General features: G+C 68.6%; 15 protein-coding genes. 4 read left to right on the plus strand and 11 right to left on the minus strand.

Annotation, left to right across the window (positions count from 1 at the left end):
- Positions 1 to 17: 17 nt before the first annotated feature.
- The 3 genes from KV397_RS14585 to KV397_RS14595 all read right to left on the minus strand — a co-directional run bounded on the left by KV397_RS14585 (position 18) and on the right by KV397_RS14595 (position 3,528).
- The gene (locus KV397_RS14585; protein ID WP_261811577.1) at positions 18 to 1,166 is read right to left on the minus strand and encodes a serine hydrolase domain-containing protein; all 1,149 of its coding nucleotides are present in this window, start codon (positions 1,164 to 1,166) and stop codon (positions 18 to 20) included.
- Positions 1,167 to 1,282: 116 nt separating this feature from the next.
- Positions 1,283 to 2,446 carry an acyl-CoA dehydrogenase family protein gene (locus KV397_RS14590; RefSeq protein ID WP_047522398.1) on the minus strand — a complete coding sequence of 388 codons (1,164 nt, stop codon included), beginning with the start codon at positions 2,444 to 2,446 and terminating at the stop codon, positions 1,283 to 1,285.
- Positions 2,447 to 2,598: 152 nt separating this feature from the next.
- Positions 2,599 to 3,528 carry a M15 family metallopeptidase gene (locus KV397_RS14595; protein WP_261811578.1) on the minus strand — a complete coding sequence of 310 codons (930 nt, stop codon included), beginning with the start codon at positions 3,526 to 3,528 and terminating at the stop codon, positions 2,599 to 2,601.
- A gap of 74 nt (positions 3,529 to 3,602) precedes the next feature.
- Between KV397_RS14595 and KV397_RS14600 the strand changes: the two genes are divergently transcribed.
- The 3 genes from KV397_RS14600 to KV397_RS14610 are packed head-to-tail and all read left to right on the plus strand — an operon-like array spanning position 3,603 to position 5,484.
- Positions 3,603 to 4,649 carry an Rv2578c family radical SAM protein gene (locus KV397_RS14600; protein WP_261811579.1) on the plus strand — a complete coding sequence of 349 codons (1,047 nt, stop codon included), beginning with the start codon at positions 3,603 to 3,605 and terminating at the stop codon, positions 4,647 to 4,649.
- 27 nt (positions 4,650 to 4,676) lie between these two features.
- Positions 4,677 to 4,886, plus strand: coding sequence for a hypothetical protein (locus KV397_RS14605; protein ID WP_131494018.1), 210 nt, complete (start codon positions 4,677 to 4,679; stop codon positions 4,884 to 4,886).
- Between the two features lie 58 nt (positions 4,887 to 4,944).
- The gene (locus tag KV397_RS14610; RefSeq protein ID WP_232762713.1) at positions 4,945 to 5,484 is read left to right on the plus strand and encodes a YaeQ family protein; all 540 of its coding nucleotides are present in this window, start codon (positions 4,945 to 4,947) and stop codon (positions 5,482 to 5,484) included.
- 138 nt (positions 5,485 to 5,622) lie between these two features.
- Here KV397_RS14610 and KV397_RS14615 read toward each other — a convergent pair whose 3' ends face one another.
- Entirely contained in the window at positions 5,623 to 7,815 is a 2,193-nt protein-coding gene (locus KV397_RS14615) for a DEAD/DEAH box helicase (protein ID WP_261811580.1), read from the minus strand.
- 282 nt (positions 7,816 to 8,097) lie between these two features.
- Between KV397_RS14615 and KV397_RS14620 the strand changes: the two genes are divergently transcribed.
- Complete coding sequence (locus KV397_RS14620; RefSeq protein ID WP_261811581.1) at positions 8,098 to 8,994, plus strand: aldose 1-epimerase family protein; 897 nt, start codon at positions 8,098 to 8,100, stop codon at positions 8,992 to 8,994.
- A gap of 162 nt (positions 8,995 to 9,156) precedes the next feature.
- Here the strand turns inward: KV397_RS14620 and KV397_RS14625 are convergent, their stop codons facing one another.
- From KV397_RS14625 to KV397_RS14655, 7 genes are all read right to left on the minus strand, one after another.
- Entirely contained in the window at positions 9,157 to 12,366 is a 3,210-nt protein-coding gene (locus KV397_RS14625) for an efflux RND transporter permease subunit (protein ID WP_261811582.1), read from the minus strand.
- Positions 12,367 to 12,382: 16 nt separating this feature from the next.
- A complete protein-coding gene (locus KV397_RS14630; RefSeq protein ID WP_261811583.1) occupies positions 12,383 to 12,970 on the minus strand; it encodes a TetR/AcrR family transcriptional regulator in 588 nt (195 codons plus the stop codon).
- Between the two features lie 79 nt (positions 12,971 to 13,049).
- Positions 13,050 to 14,063 (minus strand): DMT family transporter, encoded by a 1,014-nt coding sequence (locus KV397_RS14635; RefSeq protein ID WP_261811584.1) that lies wholly within the window; start codon positions 14,061 to 14,063, stop codon positions 13,050 to 13,052.
- Positions 14,060 to 15,241, minus strand: a complete 1,182-nt coding sequence (locus KV397_RS14640; RefSeq protein ID WP_261811585.1) for a Gfo/Idh/MocA family protein — start codon at positions 15,239 to 15,241, stop codon at positions 14,060 to 14,062. Before KV397_RS14640 ends, KV397_RS14635 begins: the two co-directional genes overlap by 4 nt.
- A 41-nt stretch (positions 15,242 to 15,282) precedes the next feature.
- Complete coding sequence (locus KV397_RS14645) at positions 15,283 to 16,341, minus strand: LacI family DNA-binding transcriptional regulator (protein WP_261811586.1); 1,059 nt, start codon at positions 16,339 to 16,341, stop codon at positions 15,283 to 15,285.
- Between the two features lie 3 nt (positions 16,342 to 16,344).
- Positions 16,345 to 17,238 carry a carbohydrate ABC transporter permease gene (locus KV397_RS14650; RefSeq protein WP_194239336.1) on the minus strand — a complete coding sequence of 298 codons (894 nt, stop codon included), beginning with the start codon at positions 17,236 to 17,238 and terminating at the stop codon, positions 16,345 to 16,347.
- Positions 17,231 to 18,190: a carbohydrate ABC transporter permease gene (locus KV397_RS14655; protein ID WP_047522979.1), complete on the minus strand. Its 960-nt coding sequence runs from the start codon at positions 18,188 to 18,190 to the stop codon at positions 17,231 to 17,233. Before KV397_RS14655 ends, KV397_RS14650 begins: the two co-directional genes overlap by 8 nt.

An 18,190-nucleotide genomic window follows, 5' to 3' on the forward strand; every position in this document is an offset into this window, starting at 1 on the left:
GGGATCAAAAACGCGCCTCAGGTGCTTCCCGCAGGGGCGTTTTCGATCCCGCACGCGGGGTCAGCGACCCGCTGGACGTCTCGAAACAAGCCCATGACCTCCGGGCCCATCTCGACCTGGCTCAGCACGATGCCGAACGAACCGTCGGGGTTGATCCAGAAGTCCGTCCCCTGCCCGCCTGACCATCCGTAGCGACCGGCGTTCGCCCCGGAGGTCTGCATCGCGGCGCCGAAACCCCACCCCGTGCCGTCCCAGAACCCCGGGAAGAAGCTGTCGTCGGTCTTCGCGCTCGCAGGCACCTGGTCCGTGCGCATCGCCGCCAGCAGTTCGGGGTCGAGGACGACCTTTCCGTCATGCCGTCCGCCGGTCGCCAGCATCCGCGCGAAGGCCGCATAGTCGGCAGCGGTCGACACGAGTTCGGAGTGACTGAGGTCGAAGGGCGCCGGCGCGACCGAGAAACCCTCACCCGCAGGCTCTACCTCGACCAGTCCGCCCTCCGTGTGCCGGTTCGCAGCGGGCAGCCGGTGCGCCTGCTCGAGCGGAACCGTGTACCCGGTGTCGACCATGCCCAACGGCTCGAAGAGGTCACGCCGAAGGTGCTCCTCCAGCGACCCGTCGACCACGCGCGAGAGGAGCACCCCGAGGATGCCGAAGGAGTGGTGGTAGCGCCACCCGGAGCCGGGTTCGAACGCCAGCGGAAGTGCGGCCAGCGCGTTGATCCACTCCGGAGCGCCCATCGCCACCGGCTCCTGCCCCGCGGCCGTCCTGTTCCCGATCATCGCCATCGCCAGCGGAGACGGCACGACCTGCACGCCGTACCCGGAGGTGTTGGTGAGCAGATGGCGCAACGTAATGGGTGTCGTCGCCGGACGGACATCGTCGATCGGCGCGTCCGGCGTGCGCAGCACCCGGCGGTCGGCGAGCTCCGGCAGCCAGCGCTCCACGGGATCGTCGAGTCGGAGGCGCCCGTCCTGCACGAGACGCAGTGCCGCAACGGCGAGGATCGGCTTCGTCATGGACTGGATGCGCACGATCGCATCCGCCGGGAGATCACCGGCCGTGACGATCGCGGTAGACCCGTCGGGGGCGCCGAGCACGCCGATGATCCCCGGTGCCGTGCCGCGCGCGACGTGCTCATCCAGGATCTCCAGGAGCGAGGTCGTCATGCCTCGATTCAACCCGGCGACGGCGGCCTTGTCCACGGTCCGACCGCGCGTGTGGGATCAAAAACGCACCCCCGGAGCATTCCGGAGGTGCGTTTTTGATCCCGCGCGGGAAGGTGTCAGCGCTTGCCGGCGATCTGACGGCCGACGAGATCGCGCATGATCTCGTTCGTGCCGCCGTAGATGCGGTGCACCCGAGCATCGGTGAAGGCGCGGGCGATCGGGTACTCCATGATGTAGCCGTACCCGCCGTGCAGCTGCACGCCCGTGTCGAGCACCTCCCACTCGCGCTCGGTCGCCCAGAACTTGACCTTGGCGGCGTCCTCGGCGGTCAGCGTGCCGTCCTTGTAGGCGAGCAGCGCGCGGTCGATGTACGCCCACATCGCATCGGTGGTCGCCGACATGTCGGCGAGGCGGAAGCGGGTGTTCTGGAAGTCGGCGATGCGCTCGCCGAATGCCTCGCGGTCCTTCGTGTAGGCGACGGTCCAGTCGAGGGCGGCCTGCGCAGCGGCGGCGGCCGCGACACCGATCGAGAGACGCTCGAGCGGGAGGTTGAGCATCAGCTGGATGAAGCCCTGGCCCTCCTTGCCGCTGATGAGGTTCTCTTCAGGGATGAACACGTCGGTGAAGCTGAGCTCGGCCGTGTCCCAGCCGTGGAAGCCCATCTTGCTGAGCTTCTTCCCCTGGTCGAAGCCCTCCATGCCCTTCTCCACGAGCAGCAGACTGAACGCGTCGGGACGGTTGCCCTCGCCGGTCTTCACGAAGGTCACGACGACGTCGGCCGTGGTGCCCGAGGAGATGAACGTCTTCGCGCCGTTGAGGATGTAGCCGCCGTCGACCTTCTTGGCGTTGGTCTTGATGCCGCGCAGATCCGAACCCGCTCCGGGATCGGTCATGGCGAGCGCACCGAGCACTTCGCCCGTGGCCATGCGCGGCAGCCACTTCTCCTTCTGCTCCTGGGTCCCCATGTGCACGAGGTAGGGCACGGCCAGGTCGTCCTGGATGCCGAAGGCCCCTGCCAGCGACCCCGCACCGGCGGCGATGACCTCTTCCATGACGATCGTGCGGAAACGGTAGTCCTGCAGCATCCCGGCGCCGCCGAACTCCTCGGGGACCGACAATCCGATCAGACCCGCCTCGCCGGCAGCCAGCATCGTGGCCCGGTCGATCTCCCCCGCGGCATCCCACCGCTCGATCGCTTCGCCCGTCACGTGGCGCTTGACGAAGTCCTTGACCAGGTCTCGGAATGCCTCGTGATCCTCGTCGTAGATGTCGCGTTCCATGCCGTCCTCCTGAACGTCTCATGCATCGTTGCTCCGGAGATTCTACGTCCCCGCAGGCGGGTGAGACAGCACGTTGTGAGAATGCATCCCATATATCGTGACACTGGGTACCGCGGTTGTCGGATGCCGCAACGACCGCGGATGGCCATGATTCAGTGCCCGTAATCGGGGGCCGCCGGGAGCCCGAAGAACTCCTCCAGCGTGTGATATCCGCCATCGTGATACGCCGCGGCGAGGTCGACGCCGACGTAGCGGAGATGCCAGGGCTCCGGCGCATAACCGGTCACCGGCGTGCCGACCTGTTCGTAGCGGACGATGAACCCGTACTCCCAGGCGTGCGCGGCGACCCAGTCGCTCTGCGCCGTCCCGCCGAAACCGTCCAGGCCCCCGCAGCCGGAACCGCAGGCCACCACGTCGATGGCCAGACCCGTCTGATGCTCGCTGTGCCCCGGGCGGGCCGACCCCGCATCCGCGCCCTGCTGACCCTGCGCACGCACGTGCGAGTCGTACGTCGACACCTGCAGTCCGTACGAGCGGTAGCCGTTGTTCGCGCCGATGCGGCCGACCCCCGCCTCGACCGCCGCATCCGCCATCGCGCCGACAGCAGCGGCCACCTCGGTGCGCACCCGACCGGACGGCGTCGTCATCTGCAGCGGCACGGAGGCGAGATCCGAGGGCTCGTACTCGGGTGGGTCCAGCGGAAGCGACTTATTCACCACGACCCAGAGACGTGCCGGGTCGGTGAGCGAGACGCAGGGGGCGTTGCCCGCGACGACCGCATCGCGAAAAGCCCGCCCACCCCCGAAGCCCGCGATCGTAGCCACATCGTCACCGTCGGCGACCGCCTCTTGCACAGTCGGGTCCGCACACGGGTCCGCGGCCGTCGTCGCCCCCACCTGCACGGTCGGCACCTGCAGCACCGCGACCGGCTCCGGCATCGGGACGGCGTCCGATGACGCCGACGGTAGGGACCCGATGGACAGCAGCACGCCGATCGCGGTCACCGCCACCCCGATCGGCAGTGCAGGACCCCGGATCGGGGACCGCGGCGCCGCATGCTGAGCGTGCGGCAGAACGGGCATTACCCCATTGTCTCATTCGAAGATAAGTCGCAGAGTCTCTTGCATTGCATTCGTTCTTCTGTTCGAATGGGGAGATGCGGTGGCAGGGACAGAAGCTCGGAGAGGTGGATGCCTCAGCGCTGCCGGGGATGGAAGATCGCAGCAACGTGCTGCGCACGGTGACGACTCCCGAGTTCGCGGGCATGACGTTTCACGAGGTTCTGTCGAAGTCGGCCCTGAACCACGTGCCCGGTGCCTCCCGGATGCCCTTCGCCTGGACGATCAACCCCTACCGCGGATGCAGTCATGCCTGCGTCTACTGCTTCGCCCGCGGCACGCACGAGTATCTCGACCTGGACGGCGGCTCCGACTTCGACTCGCAGATCGTCGTCAAGGTCAACGTGGTGGAGGTGCTCGAGAAGGAGTTGCGAAAGGGGAGCTGGGAGCACGAGACCGTCGCCCTGGGCACCAACACCGATCCGTATCAGCGCGCCGAAGGGCGATACAAGCTCATGCCGGGCATCATCGAGACGCTCGCCGCCTCGGGTACGCCGATGTCGATCCTCACCAAAGGCACGTTGATCCGCCGCGACATCCCCCTGCTCGTGAAGGCCGCTGAGCGGGTGCCCGTCGACGTGCAGATGTCCATCGCGATGTACGACGATGAATTGCAGAAGGCGATCGAACCCGGCACCCCGACCACGCAGGCCCGTCTCGACACGGTGCGTGCACTGACGGATGCCGGTTTCCGCGTCACCGTCTTCCTGATGCCGATCATGCCGCATATGACCGACTCACTCAAGGCGATCGACAACGCGCTCCTGCGCATCAAGGAGGCCGGGGCTCGCAGGGTCGTCTACGGCGCCCTGCACCTGCGACCGGGCGTGAAGCCGTGGTTCTTCCAGTGGCTCGACACTCACCGGCCCGACCTGGTCTCCTCGTATCGCGGCCTCTATCCGGGGGCCTCCGTCGAGGCTCCGAAGCCGTACCGGCAGTGGCTCGCCAAACGCGCGCGTCCCCTCATCCGGATGCACGGGCTCGATGGCCGTCATGAAGACGACTATCCCCGGCGCGACCGCCCGACGTTCACACCGTCACCGGCCAGGACGGCCGCACCCGAGCCGCAGCCGATGCTCTTCTGAGGGAGGCACCCGCGCTACGGTGGACGCATGTTCCGTGGATTCGTGGCCCTGTTGTTCCTCGGCGGTCTGGCAGCCGCTGTCGTCGGAACTCTCCTCCCGCTCGGCGGAGGCACCACTCTGTCGCTGCTGGGAGCCGCGGCGTTCGGGGCATCCTTGGTACTCATCGGCATGGTGCTGCTCCGCGACCGCGACGAGCAGCGGGCCGGGCTTCCCGAGAAGGTCGACGCCTCGCGCTGATCGCCTTCGCCGGGGTCGCGGTCGGGGCCCCGCTCCCAGCCGCGTAGGCTCGGTGATCATGGCGATCGGTTCCACAGTCCACACATTCGAGGTGCAGCTCGCTGACACCGATCGCGGCGTCTACGAGGACTACTCCCTGCGCGTGGCGCGGCATCCGTCCGAGACCGACGCGTACATGCTCACCCGCGTGCTCGCCTACGGGCTCGAGTTCGCGGAGGGCATCGCGTTCGGCGGCAGCATCTCATCGACCGAGGAGCCCGCCGTTCTCGTGCGCGACCTCACCGGCCTCATCACCACCTGGGTCGAGATCGGTGCGCCGGACGCCGAACGACTTCACTACGGCAGCAGACTCGCCGAGCGCACCGTCGTGTACACCCACCGCGACCCCGCCAAAGTGATGGCACCGTGGGCGGACAAGCGCATCCACCGCCGAGAGGACCTCCGCGTCCACAGCTTCGACCCCGGCTTCATCGACACCGCGGCCGCCCTGATCGAGCGCCGGAACACGATGACCCTGACCGTGACCGAGGGCGTCCTCTACCTCGACCTCAACGGCACGAACCTCACCTCGACCGTGCACGTGCACGAGCTGGCCTGACTCCGCCGTCGCTCTCGCCGCTCGGCCGTTCACAACTCAGGAAGAATGACGCCGAAAGGCCCCGGAAACCGTGTTCCCGGGGCCTTTCGGCGTGTTTTTGCGGAGTTGTGAACGGCCGCAGCTCGCGACCGCCCCGACTCAGGCAGTCAGGTCGGCCGCTGTCGGCACGCGGCCGGCGATCTCCTCGATGATGTCGTCGTCGAGGCGCGCGTTCTCGAACGGCGCGTCGATCTCGGCACGGTCGAGCAGCTCGGTCATGCGACGCTGGCGCTGACGCGTGATCAGCGTCACGACGCGGCCCGAACGACCCGCTCGCCCGGTACGACCCGAACGGTGCAGGTACGTCTTGTACTCGTCCGGGGCATCGGCCTGCACGACCAGGTCGATGTCGTCGACGTGGATGCCGCGGGCGGCGACGTCCGTCGCGACGAGCACGTTCACGCGGCCCGAGGTCAGACGCTCCAGGTTGCGCGTGCGCTTCGCCTGGTTCAGGTCACCGTGCAGCGAGACCGCGGGGATGCCGGCGTCGTCGAACTGCTCGGCCAGCATGTCGGCGTAGGCACGGGTGCGAGCGAAGACGAGGGTCTTGCCCGCGCGGTCGACGAGCGACGTGAGGATGTCGGCTTTGTCACGGTGCTCGATCACGAGCACCCGGTGCTCGATCGTGCTGGAGTCCTGGTCCTCCCCGGCGACCTCGTACACGGCGGGGTCCACGAGGAACTCGTCGACGAGCGCCGCGACCTCACGGTCGAGCGTGGCCGAGAACAGGAGCTTCTGGCTGCCGTCCGCAGCGTGACGCAGGATGCGCTGCACGGGCTCGACGAATCCGAGCTCGCACATGTGGTCGGCCTCGTCGAGCACCGCGATGCGGCAGTCCGAGAGGTCGAGCTTGCCCTGGTTGATGAGGTCTTCGATACGACCGGGCGTGCCGATGACGATGTCGACGCCCTTCTTGAGCGCGCCCACCTGGCGGCCCTGCGGCACACCACCGTAGATCTGCGTGGTGAACAGGCCGACGCTGCGGGCGATGGGCTGGATCGTACGGTCGATCTGCAGCGCGAGCTCGCGCGTCGGCGCGAGGATGATCGCGCGCGGCGACCGTCCGAACTCACGCCGCTTGCCGGCCTGCGACTGCAGCACGCGCTCGACGAGCGGGGCGCCGAAGGCGATGGTCTTGCCCGAACCGGTGCGCCCGCGAGCGAGCACGTCGCGACCGCCGAGCACGGCCGGGATGCTGGCCGCCTGGATCGGGAACGGCGTCGCCGCCCCCATGCCGGCGAGGGTCTCGACGATGTTCGAGCCGAGACCGAGGTCACCGAAGGTCACGCCGTCGACCTCGACCGCAGCGACGGACTTCGCCTCGAGGCGCTCATGCACCACGTCGTCACCCGGCGCGAACTTGGCTCCGGTGGAGGCCGGGCGGCCGGTGGCGTTCCAGTCGTTGCGGCTCGGACGCTCGTTGCGCGCCGGACGCCCCCGCGTGTCCGAGGTCAGCGGGCGCGGACGCTCGGTGCGGTAGGCCCCACCGGTCGACGGACGCGACCGCTCATCGCGGCCCCCCTCGTACGAACGCTGCGTGCGGTCGCGGTCGAAGGCACGGCGTGCGCGGTCGGCGTCATAGGAACGCTCGGCCCCACGGTCGTCACGGCGCGGACGCTCGTCACGGTCGTACCGGGGACGCTCAGCGCCACGGTCGCTGTTGTACCGGGGACGCTCGGCACCGCGGCGGTCGTCGCGGCCAGGGCGCCCACCGTCGCGGTGGTCGTTGTCACGGAAGCCCTGACGCTGAGTGCCTGCGCGGTCGTCACGGCGCGGACGGTCACCGCCGCGGTCATCGCGGTAGGTTCCGGGACCGGTGGGGCGCTGTCCGCCACGGTCGTCACGCCGCGGACGGTCGTCGAACCGTCCGCCGGAGCTGGGCCGGTCGTTGTACCGCGGACGGTCGGAGCGCTCGTCGAAGCGGGGGCGCTCGTTGCGGTGGTGCGGGGCCTCGCGACGCCCGGACTCGGCGCGGTTGCGGATGCCACGGGCTTCATCGCGGCCCGCGCGCTCGGATGCGCTCCAGCGCTGCTTGGGCGCACCCGTCTCGGCCTCGGCCGGACGGTAGCCGCGGTGGCCGGCGCTGCGGCTACCGGGACGCCGGTCGTAGCCACCGGCGGCGGGCGCGGAGCGACGCTCCCCGGCATCCGATCGTCCACCACGCTCGGTGCGCGCCCCGTCACGGGCGGGCCCACCGTTGTGGCGATCGTGGAAGGAGGTCTTCTTCGCGCCGTAGCGCGGCTCGAAGTTCGCGGACGGGCGTCCGCCCTTGGGCTTCTTGTTCTTCGGCATTGCGGTGTCTTCCTGTGTTCTCGCACGAGAACAGCGCCGCGCGCACGCGCGAGCACCCTGCGCCTGATCGGGCTCGATCAGCGGGGTTCCGGACTGTCAGCGGCCGGGGCCATTCATGTGATGGTTGATTAGCGTCGAGCGACGCTCACCATCGGCCCCTGGACTCACACTTCATACACAGAAAACGTCCGCGCCAACGCGCGGGTGTCCGAAGCCGACCGTCCGATACTACCGGACGCACCTGAGAGAGTGCTGCCGCAGGCGTGGCCGTACGATGTCGAGGTGAGTACCGCTTCCCCCACCGGCACCCAGATCACCCTCCGACGCGGCGAGGTGGATGCGCAGATCGCCCAGGTCGGTGCGTCCCTGCGTTCGCTGCGCATCGGCGGTGTCGATCTCGTGCCGCCGTATCCCCTCGACCTGCCGACTCCCGCGTGTTCCGGTGTGGTGCTCGTGCCGTGGCCGAACCGGGTGCGCGACGGACGCTGGGATGACGACGGCACCGCGCGAGCGCTCGCGATCACCGAGCCGAAGTTGAACAATGCGAGCCACGGACTGCTGCGCTTCACCTCCTACGAGGTGTCGCAGACCGACACCGAAGCCGTGCTGCGAGCGACCATCGTGCCGCAGACCGGCTATCCGTATCTGGTCGAGACCGCGGTGACCTACACCCTCGCTTCCGACGGCATCCAGGTCGCGCACGCCCTCACCAACCACTCGGACACCCCGGCGCCGGTCGCGCTGGGCACGCATCCGTTCGTCACGATCGGCGATGTCGACCCGCACGACCTCACGCTGAGGATCCCCGCGAAGACCGCGTTCGAGACCGATGAGCGGATGCTGCCGACCGGGACGCGTCCGGCGGATACCGCGCTGCGGGATGGCGTCCGCCTGGGAGACGTGAGCCTCGACACCGGCTTCACCGATCTCACGCGCGACCCGGACGGGCGGGTACGCCACTCGCTCACCGCACCGGACGGCCGTCGCGTGACCCTGTGGCAGGGTGAGGGCTTCGACTACGTGCAGGTGTACACCACACCCGCTTATCCCGGACAGAGCCTCGCGGTCGCGATCGAGCCGATGACCGCGCCCGCCGATGCGCTCAACAGCGGCCTCGGCATCCGCCGCCTCGCCCCGGAAGAGACCTGGACCCTGCACTGGGGCATCACGTTCAGCTGACCCGTTCCAACCCGTCGCAGCGTCGGGCCGTTGACAACTCCTCAAGGATCGACTCGAAAGGCCCCGGATCACGCATCTGCCTGCGGATCCGGGGCCTTTCTGCGGAGTTGTGAACGCGCGTGAGTTGTAACCGTCCGCCGGAACCCCCGCCGGACGGACCCGCTACTCCCGGTCGCGCAGTTCGCGCCGGGTGAGCTGCCGTGCGTGCGGCAGACCAGACGTGTCGATCAGCACCGAACCGGCCGGAGCTGCTGCAGCGCCCGACGCATCGGGATCGACCGGAGCATCCGGCTCGGGCGCCCCGCCGGCATCCGACCCGCCCGCCTTGCGCGCAGCCCGCCGCTCCTTGGCACCCTCGACGAGGTTGTAGAGCGTCGGCAGCACGATCAGTGTCAGCACGGTCGAGGACAGGAGTCCGCCGATCACGACGATCGCCAGCGGCTGGGAGATGAACCCGCCGTGCCCGGTGATGCCGAGCGCCATCGGGGTGAGGGCGAGGATCGTCGCGAGCGCGGTCATGAGGATCGGACGCAGACGCTTCTCCCCACCGGCCTTGACCGCCTCGACGGTCGACAGTCCCTTCTCCCGGTACTGGTTCACCAGGTCGACGAGCACGATCGCATTCGTCACCACGATGCCGATCAGCATCAGCACACCGATCAGCGAGGCGACACCGAGCGGCACTCCCGTGACGATCTGCAGCAGGATCGCGCCGGTCGCCGCGAACGGCACCGAGACGAGCAGCAGCAGCGGCTGACGCAGCGACTTGAAGGTCGCGACCATCACCACGTAGACGATCAGGATCGCCGCGAGCATCGCGAGGCCCAGCTGCGAGAACGAGTCCGCCTGCTGCGACGCCACGCCACCGACCTCGGCGGAGGCACCGTCGGGCAGGTCGACCGCGGCGAGCGCCTCGTTCACCGACTGTGTGGCGGTGGCGAGGTTGTCGGATGCAGGCGGCACCGTGATCGTCGAGGTGCGCCGCCCCTGCTCGGTCGTGATCGACGTCGGGCCGTTGCGCTGCTCGACGGTCGCGATGTCCTGCAGCTGCACCACGCCGAGCGGCGTCGGGATCGCCAGCTCCTTGAGCGCCTCGACCGTGGTCGGCGGCTCGGGCGTGACGATGTAGACGGTCAGCGCGGTGTCGTCGATCTCGACGGAACCGGCCTGCTGCGGACGCATGGTGTTCGACACGATCGAGCCGACCGCGACCTCGGAGAGCCCGCGCTGAGCGGCCGCTTCGCGATCGACCACGACCGCGATGTACGGCAGCGATGCGGCGAGGTTGTCGGTGACCTGACCCACTCCGTCCCGGCCGTCGAGCTCGTCGACGAGTGCCGTGGTCGCGGTCTGCAGGTCATCGGAGTTCGGTGCGCTGACCGTGATCTCGATGTCGCTCGAGCCGAATCCCGCGGAGGCGGACACGGCCACATCGCCGACCTCGTCACCGAGTCCGTCGATCGCGTCCTGCACATCGGCGCGGAGCTTCTCCTGGTCGGCGTCGGAGTCGGTCAGCACCGAGTACGTGACACCCGCTCCGCCCGAGAAGGCATCGCTGAGTGCCGAGCCGCTGGTGCCGATCGAGGCCTGCACGTGCTCGATGCCGTCGATGTCGAGCAGGGCGTCCTCGACCGCGACGGCCGCATCCGACTTCGCCTGCAGGCTCGCCGACGGACCGAGGTCCTGCGTGATGGTCATGGTGTTCTGCCCGGAGTCTCCGAGGAAGTTGACCTTCATCAGCGGTGCCGCGGCGAGCGTGGCGCCGAGCACCACGACAGCCAGGATGACCGTGACACCCGAGTGCTTCAGCGTCCAGGCGAGGATCGGCCGGTACACGCGCTGGAGCTGCGTCGGCGGAGCATCGGGGTGCTCGGGGTCGATCGGCGTTCCATGCTCGTCGAGCAGCGGCTTGCCGGGCTTCAGGAACCAGTAGGCGAGCACAGGCACGATGGTGAGCGCGACCAGGAGCGAGGCCACCATCGCGATCGTCACCGTCATCGCGAACGGTCGGAACAGCTCGCCGACCATGTCGCCGACGAAGACGATCGGCAGGAACACGGCGACGGTCGTGATCGTCGAGGCGGTGATCGCCATCGCGACCTCGCGCACGGCGAGACGGATCGCATCGCCCTTGTCGGCATCGCCGACGTAGTGACGTTTGATGTTCTCGATCACCACGATGGAGTCGTCGACCACTCGACCGATCGCGATCGTGAGCGCGCCGAGCGTCAGCACGTTCAGCGAGTAGCCGAACGCCTGCAATCCGATGAACGTGATGAGCACGCTGGTCGGGATCGAGATCGCCGTCACGAGGGTCGAGCGGATCGAGAGCAGGAAGACCAGGATGACGATCACGGCGAAGACGAGGCCGAGCAGACCCTCCGTCGCGAGCGTCTCGATCGACTGCACGATGAAGGGCGCCTGGTCGAAGATCACGGTGAACTCGGCATCGGGGAATGCCTTGCCGATCTCGTCGAGGGCCGCGATCACGCCGTTGGACACCTCGACAGTGTTGGCGGCGGGCAGCTTCGTGATCGAGATCGACAGCGCATCCTTGCCGTCGACACGTGAGATCGAGGTGACGGGGTCGGACTCCTGCACGACGCTGGCCACATCGCCGATGGTGAGGTCGGTGCCCACCAGCGGAAGCGCGGCGATCTCCTCGACCGAGGCGATCTTGGCCCCGGTCTGCACCGTGAGCGTCTGGCCGTCCTCCGTGATGTCGCCACCCGGGAACAGGGTGCCGTTCTGCTGCAGCGCCGAGCTGATGGCCTGTGTGCTCAGACCCGCGGCGGCGAGCTTCGCCGTGTCGGGGGTGATGCTGATGCGCTGTCCGACGCCACCGACGATCTCCGCGGCGTTGACCCCGTCGACGTCCTCGAGGTCGGGGATCGCGACGGATTCGAGCTCGGCCTGGGCGTTGTCGGCATCCTCGAATCCGGTGACGGCGACCTGGATCACGGGGAAGTCATCGATCGACACCGACAGCACCTGCGGGCTGACGTCTTCGGGCAGCTGCGAGGAGATCCGGTTGATCGCCTGCTGGATCTTCTGCTCGGCCGTGGCGAGGTTCGTACCGTAGGCGAACATCGCCTGCACGATCGAGGCGTTCGTGGTACTGGTCGCGGTGGTCGACTCGAGCCCGGGGACGCCCTGGATCGCCGACTCGACCGGCGTGGACACGTCGTTCTCGACCACCTCGGGCGAGGCCCCGGGATAGGTCGTCATGACGACGAGCGCCGGCAGCTCGAGCGAAGGGATGAGCTCCTGCTTGAGGTTCGTGAGCGCGAGCCCGCCGAACACCGCCGCGACGATGGTGATGAGGGCGATGAGCGCACGGTTCTTGAGGCTCAGGATGGCGAGTTTCGACAAGGCGTTTTCCTCGGTGTCAGGGTGTGGCTGTCGTTGCGGTCGGAGTGGAGACGGAATCTCCGAGGATCCGCGCCAGTGCGGTCTCGATGAAGGGCTGTGCAAGGCGGTCGTCGCGGATCTGCATGTTCCACATGACGCCGTCGATGAAGATCATCGCTGCACGGGCCCGATCTTCACCATAGGTCGGTTCGAGGAGTTCCACGAGCCGGTCGGAGAGGTGACGAGCGAGTTCGCGCAGCCGCGGATCGTGCACGGCTGCGGTCACCACCGCGCGGTCGGCCTGGACGGCGTGCGCGTCCTCCATGCTGTCGGCGATCAGGGTGGCGATCGTGTGCGGCGAGACGCCGCGCTCGGTGAGCGTCTGACGGACACCGTCGAGGCGCGCGTCAACCTCTTCGGCAAGCGCGCGGAAGGCCGCAGCACGGAGGTCGTCGAGGGTGTCGAAGTACTGAGTCGTCGCACCGAGGGGCACGCCGGCGCGGGCGGCCACCATACGGTGCGTGACGGCCTCGGCGCCCACCTCGACGATCAGTTCCGCCGCGGCGGTCACGATCTCCCGGCGGCGCGCCTCAGGGTCACGTCGCCGACGCGCACCATGCTTCATCCCGCCCCCCTTGGACATCCGTACATGTACTTTTGTACATTTCGGGATTGTGAGGATGCTGGGAGCGGGCCGTGCGGGATCAAAAACGGACCGGGCGTCGCGTGTTCCGGCCCCTTTCTGATCCCGCAACATTCGATGGATGGAACTTCATGCGGATCACGGCGAGCATGCCCGCGAGGGTGAGGACGATGCCCCCCGCCTGCATGGGCCCCGGCAGCGGGGAGAGACCGACGGCAGCAGAGGCGACGCCGACGACCGGCGGTACGGCCAGGCCGAGAAGCGCAGCATAGGCGGGGCCCGCGGTCAGAATGATGCGGTGCTGCACCACGTAGGCGGGCACGTAGATCCCCAACCCCAGCACCAACAGGGCGATGAGCGTGACCAGCGCCACCGGCCCGCCGCCGCTCACCTCCGCGGCCGCCCACACCACCAGCGGCATGCTCCCCAGGGTGAAGACGGGCAGGATGCGCGGGGTCATCGGGCCGCGGTAGCCCCGATTGACGTGGGCGAAGTAGAGCCCGTAGACGGCCATCGAGAGCATCGCGCCGACGGCCGCCAGCACCCCCCAGACGAGGCCGGGCTCTGCGGCACCGCGCAGGCGAGGAACGATGTACAGCACGGCACCAGCGATGGCGATGACGGTCGCTACCAGTACGAGGGGCCGAACCCGAGCTCTCGTCAGCAGGCTCTCCAGAAGAAGCACGACGACGGGGGACAGCGCGAGGATGAGGCTGGGGATGGTGGGCCCGGCGAACGCGATCGCGATGGTCGAGAGCATCGTGTAGCCTGCGACGCCGGTGAAGGCGAGCACCCCGAGCTGCCACCAGGTGTAGCGGCGAGCGGAGACGGGCGGGTGCGTCGGCGCGGATCGCCTTCCGCCCCCGTGCGACAGCAGCGCGAGCAGCAGGAGTCCGAGCGCCGCGAAGCCGGTGCGCCCTGCAGACACCACGCCGACGCCGGCTCCCTCCAGCGTGTATCCCGCGACGACCCAGGTCGCCGCGAGGAGCACGACCAACGCGAGGGATTCGAGCGCGAGCCGCACGCGATCGGTGCTCGATGAGACCGATCTCGTGGCGACCCGCGGTGCACTCATACCAGTGCGGCCTCGACCTGACCCCGCTCGAAGTAGGCGACGAGGTCGGGATCCAGCGGGGGGATCTCGATCGCCGAGCCGTCGCCCCGAAGGGACGCGGTGGCGAGGATGCCGGCGGCGACGGCCTCGCGCGCCGCGATCGGTGACGTCGCCGTCAGACCACCGTGCCGCACGAACCGCAGGAACTCGGCGACGAGCAGCGCATCGGCGCCGTCGTGCCCCGCGTCCGGGACCTCGGGAACGATGAAGGTCTCGTCGGCGTCGGCCGCGCCCGCATGCCTCCGATTCCACAGCTTGACCTCGCTGCCGGCCACGTCGCCGAAGTTCTCGATGCGCCCCTCGGTGCCGATCACGGTGTAGTTGCGCCAGTAGTCGGGCGTGAAGTGGCACTGCTGGTACGACGCGAAGATCCCGCCCTCCAGCTGCATGTTCACCATCGAGATGTCCTCGACGTCGACCACCGGGTGCAGGCCGGTGAGCGCGGTCGGCGGCCAGTTGTCCATGCTGAACCAGTCCGGCATCCGCTCCCCCGTCCGGTCACGCCGGTCGGTGATCTCGCCGTACACGCTCAGCGCCCCCATCGCGGAGACCCTCTCGCTGTACGCGCCGGCGAGCCAGTGGATGATGTCGATGTCGTGCGCGCCCTTCTGCAGCAGCAGTCCCGTGGTGCGGCGGCGGTCGGCGTGCCAGTCCTTGAAGTAGAAGTCGCCTCCGTGGCCGACGAAGTGCCGCACCCACACGGCCTTGACCTGTCCGATGCGCCCGGTCTGGATGAGTCCGCGCATGAGGGTGATCACGGGCATGTGCCGCATGTTGTGGCCGATGTAGAGCCCGGTGCCGGTGCGGCGCGCGGTCTCGAGCATCCGGTCGGCGTCGGCGAGGTCGATCGCGAGGGGCTTCTCGCAGAACACCGGCACTCCGGCTTCGAGTGCCCGGATGCTGAGGGCGGCGTGCGTGTCGTCGGGGGTGAGCACCATGACGGCGTCGACGCCCGAGGCCAGCAGCTCATCGAGCGAATCGGTGATGAACGCGTCCGGGACGAGGGCGCGGGCGTCCTCGCGAGCGCGCGGGGCGAGGTCGCACACGGCGCTGATGCGTGATCCGTGCCCGGGGCGATGCACCTCTTCCTGGAGGGTCGAGCGCGCGCCGAAGCCGATGATGCCGATCTGGAGATCCACGATGGTCCTTCTGTGTGATGAGTCTGTGCGGGATGCCGAGGTCAACGGGCCCGCGGTGCGGGGGCGTCGAGGTCGGTGGATCCGCCGGGGAAGAGCGTCCATGCGAAGTCGTGCAGGCGCCCGGGGGCGGGTTCGGTCTCGAGGGCGCGGTCGACGATGATGCGCGCCTGCCTCTCGTAGAAGTCGGTCGGGCCGACGGTCGTCAGTGTGGGCGCGATCAGGCGGGCGTCCGGGGTGTTGCCGACGCCCACCACCGCGACGTCGTGTGGCACCCGCAGACCGAGCATGTGCGCGGCGTTGATCGTGGCGATCGCGGCGAAGTCGGTCGTGGCGTACACCGCCCGCGGCCGGTTCTCACCCGAGAGCAACTCGACCGCCGCCGTGAACGCGCTCGCCTGGGTGTCGGCGTACGTCACGGTCCAGTTCGGGTCCGGCTCGATGCCGGCGGCCGCCAGCTTCTCGACGTAGGGCGTGTAGCGCGTGACCTGCTCACCGGCGAGGCGCACCGCTCCCTCGGCGGCGATGCATCCGATCGCGGTGTGCCGCTCCAGCAGATGATCCATCGCGATCTCGCATCCCGGGATCGCGTCGGAGCGGATCACGTCGAATCCCTCGGGTTCGAGGTGCTCGGAGAACACCACCAGACGCTGCCCGCGCCGGACGAGGTCGGCGAGGTTCTGCCGCGCCGACTCGTCGAGTCCCACGCCGTCCAGATAGGCCACGTCGCTCTCGACGCGGTCGAGCGCGGCATGCCAGTCGCCGTCGGCGAGGATCAGCGTGGTGAGTCCGTGCTTGTTCGCCTCGGCGTTCACCGCGTCGGCCACCGCAAGGGACCACGGGTCGCTGAGCATGTGCAACGAGAGCTGCACCATGCCGCTGCGCCCCGTGCGGATCGCCCGCGCCGCGCTGTTCGGCCGGTAGTTGAGCTCGTCGGCCGCGGCCAGCACCCGCGCGGCCGTGGCCTCGGCGACACCGGCCCCCGAGGCCGCCCCCGCCCGTCCGGAGAACACATACGACACGGTCGCGGTCGACACCCCGGCCCGTTCGGCCACCATGCGCAGTGTCGGGCGCCGAGGCACCTGGTGCTCGCTCTTCGCCATGTCTCAGCCCTTCGATCCGCTGAACGCGATGCCCTGGATGAACTGCCGCTGCAGGATCATGAAGGTCACCAGCATCGGGAGCGTCGCCAGCAGCGCACCCGCCATCAGCACCGGGTAGTCCGTGCCGTGGATGCCGACCAGCTGCGAGAGCCCGACCGACAGTGGCATCTTCGCGGGGTCGGTCGTCACGATCAACGGCCAGAGCAGATCGTTCCAGGACCACAGCACGGTGAACACCACAAGTGCGATGATGCCAGGCTTCGCGAGCGGAACCATGATCCGCCAGAAGGTCTGCCACGGATTCGCGCCGTCGATGCGCGCGGCCTCCTCGAGCTCGGCGGGCATCGACATGAAGAACTGCCGCATCAGGAAGGTGCCGAACGCGCTGAAGATGCCGGGCACGATGAGCGCCTGCAGGGTGTTGAGCCACCCCAGCGACTGGATGATCTCGTACTGCGGCAGCAGGTAGAGCTGCGACGGCACCATCAGCACCGAGAGGAACACCACGAACAGGGCATTGCGCCCGGGGAACGGGATACGTGCGAACGCGTAGCCCGCCATCGTGCACAGCACCACCTGTCCGACCGTGCGCCCGACCGTGAGGAGCACGGAGTTCAGGAACATCTGCCCGAACGGCATCGAGTCGAAGACCTCGGCGAAGTTCGTGAACACCCATTCACGCGGCAGGAACGACGGCGGCACCTGCACCGAGTCCGACAGCGTCTTGAACGAGGTCAGCAGCTGCCAGACGAACGGGAAGACCATCAGCACGGCGCCGAGGAGGAGCACGAGGTGCACGATCCAGAGGCCACGATTCCTCGGCTTCCCGGCGCGCGTGCCCGAGCGGCCCGCGGGAGCGCCGACCACGGCGCGCGTGTCGAGCGAGACGTCACTCATAGTGCACCCACTTCTTCTGCAGACGGAACTGCACGATCGTGAGGATCAGGATGATCACGAGCAGGAGGAAGGCGACGGCCGCCGCATAGCCGCGGTCGTTGTCGAGGAAGCCCGCTTCGTAGAAGAGATAGACGACGGTGCGGGTGTTCGGCATCGCGGGGTTGCTGCGTCCGAGCATCATGTAGATCAGGTCGAACACCTGCAGCGCCCCGATCACGCTGATCACGCTGACGAAGAAGATCGACGGCGACAGCAGCGGGATCGTGATCGAGAAGAACTTGCGCACAGGACCCGCGCCGTCGAGGTCGGCCGCCTCCATGATCGTGTCGGGGATGCCCTGGAGACCGGCGAGGAAGATCACGATGTTGGTGCCCAGCCCCGCCCAGATCCCGACGACGGCGATCGCGATCAACGCGGTGTTCGGGTCGGTGAGCCAACTGCGCCCCTCGATGCCGACGGCCCCCAGAGCGGCGTTGAGCACCCCGTAGTCGCCGTTGTAGATCATGCGCCAGACCAGCGCGATGGCAGCCGGCATCGTGACGACGGGGATGAAGTACAGCGTGCGGTAGGCGCTGCGGCCCTTGAGCCCGGCGGTGTTCAGCAGGGCGGCGATCCCGACCGCGAGAGGGATGCCGATGAGCGCGATGACCGTGTAGATCGCGGTGTTGCGGAGGGCCCCGATGAGCTCGGGATCCTGGAACAGACGCGTGTAGTTCTCGATGCCCACCCACTCGGACCCGCCGAACGGCCCCGACTTCGTGAACGAGATGATGAGGGTCCGGACGGTCGGCCACAGGTAGAACACGGCGATGCCCAGTGCGGTCGGCCCGAGGAAGACCAGCGCCCACCAGGGCGAAGCTCCGGGACTCCGACGGCGGCGACGGACGCCGGAGCCCTGCGGCTCCGGCATCCGCTCCGCCGTCTCGACCGCGCGCGGCGCGAGGACGGTCAT

This window comes from Microbacterium aurugineum, from assembly GCF_023101205.1.
Taxonomy (GTDB): Bacteria; Actinomycetota; Actinomycetes; order Actinomycetales; family Microbacteriaceae; genus Microbacterium; species Microbacterium aurugineum.

Bases quoted from the DNA above. Each gene is read 5' to 3' on its own strand.
- KV397_RS14585 (WP_261811577.1), bottom strand. From the start codon at position 1,166: ATGACGACCTCGCTCCTGGAGATCCTGGATGAGCACGTCGCGCGCGGC.
- KV397_RS14590 (WP_047522398.1), bottom strand. From the start codon at position 2,446: ATGGAACGCGACATCTACGACGAGGATCACGAGGCATTCCGAGACCTG.
- KV397_RS14595 (WP_261811578.1), bottom strand. From the start codon at position 3,528: ATGCCCGTTCTGCCGCACGCTCAGCATGCGGCGCCGCGGTCCCCGATC.
- KV397_RS14600 (WP_261811579.1), top strand. From the start codon at position 3,603: ATGCGGTGGCAGGGACAGAAGCTCGGAGAGGTGGATGCCTCAGCGCTG.
- KV397_RS14605 (WP_131494018.1), top strand. From the start codon at position 4,677: ATGTTCCGTGGATTCGTGGCCCTGTTGTTCCTCGGCGGTCTGGCAGCC.
- KV397_RS14610 (WP_232762713.1), top strand. From the start codon at position 4,945: ATGGCGATCGGTTCCACAGTCCACACATTCGAGGTGCAGCTCGCTGAC.
- KV397_RS14615 (WP_261811580.1), bottom strand. From the start codon at position 7,815: ATGCCGAAGAACAAGAAGCCCAAGGGCGGACGCCCGTCCGCGAACTTC.
- KV397_RS14630 (WP_261811583.1), bottom strand. From the start codon at position 12,970: ATGAAGCATGGTGCGCGTCGGCGACGTGACCCTGAGGCGCGCCGCCGG.
- KV397_RS14635 (WP_261811584.1), bottom strand. From the start codon at position 14,063: ATGAGTGCACCGCGGGTCGCCACGAGATCGGTCTCATCGAGCACCGAT.
- KV397_RS14645 (WP_261811586.1), bottom strand. From the start codon at position 16,341: ATGGCGAAGAGCGAGCACCAGGTGCCTCGGCGCCCGACACTGCGCATG.
- KV397_RS14650 (WP_194239336.1), bottom strand. From the start codon at position 17,238: ATGAGTGACGTCTCGCTCGACACGCGCGCCGTGGTCGGCGCTCCCGCG.
- KV397_RS14655 (WP_047522979.1), bottom strand. From the start codon at position 18,190: ATGACCGTCCTCGCGCCGCGCGCGGTCGAGACGGCGGAGCGGATGCCG.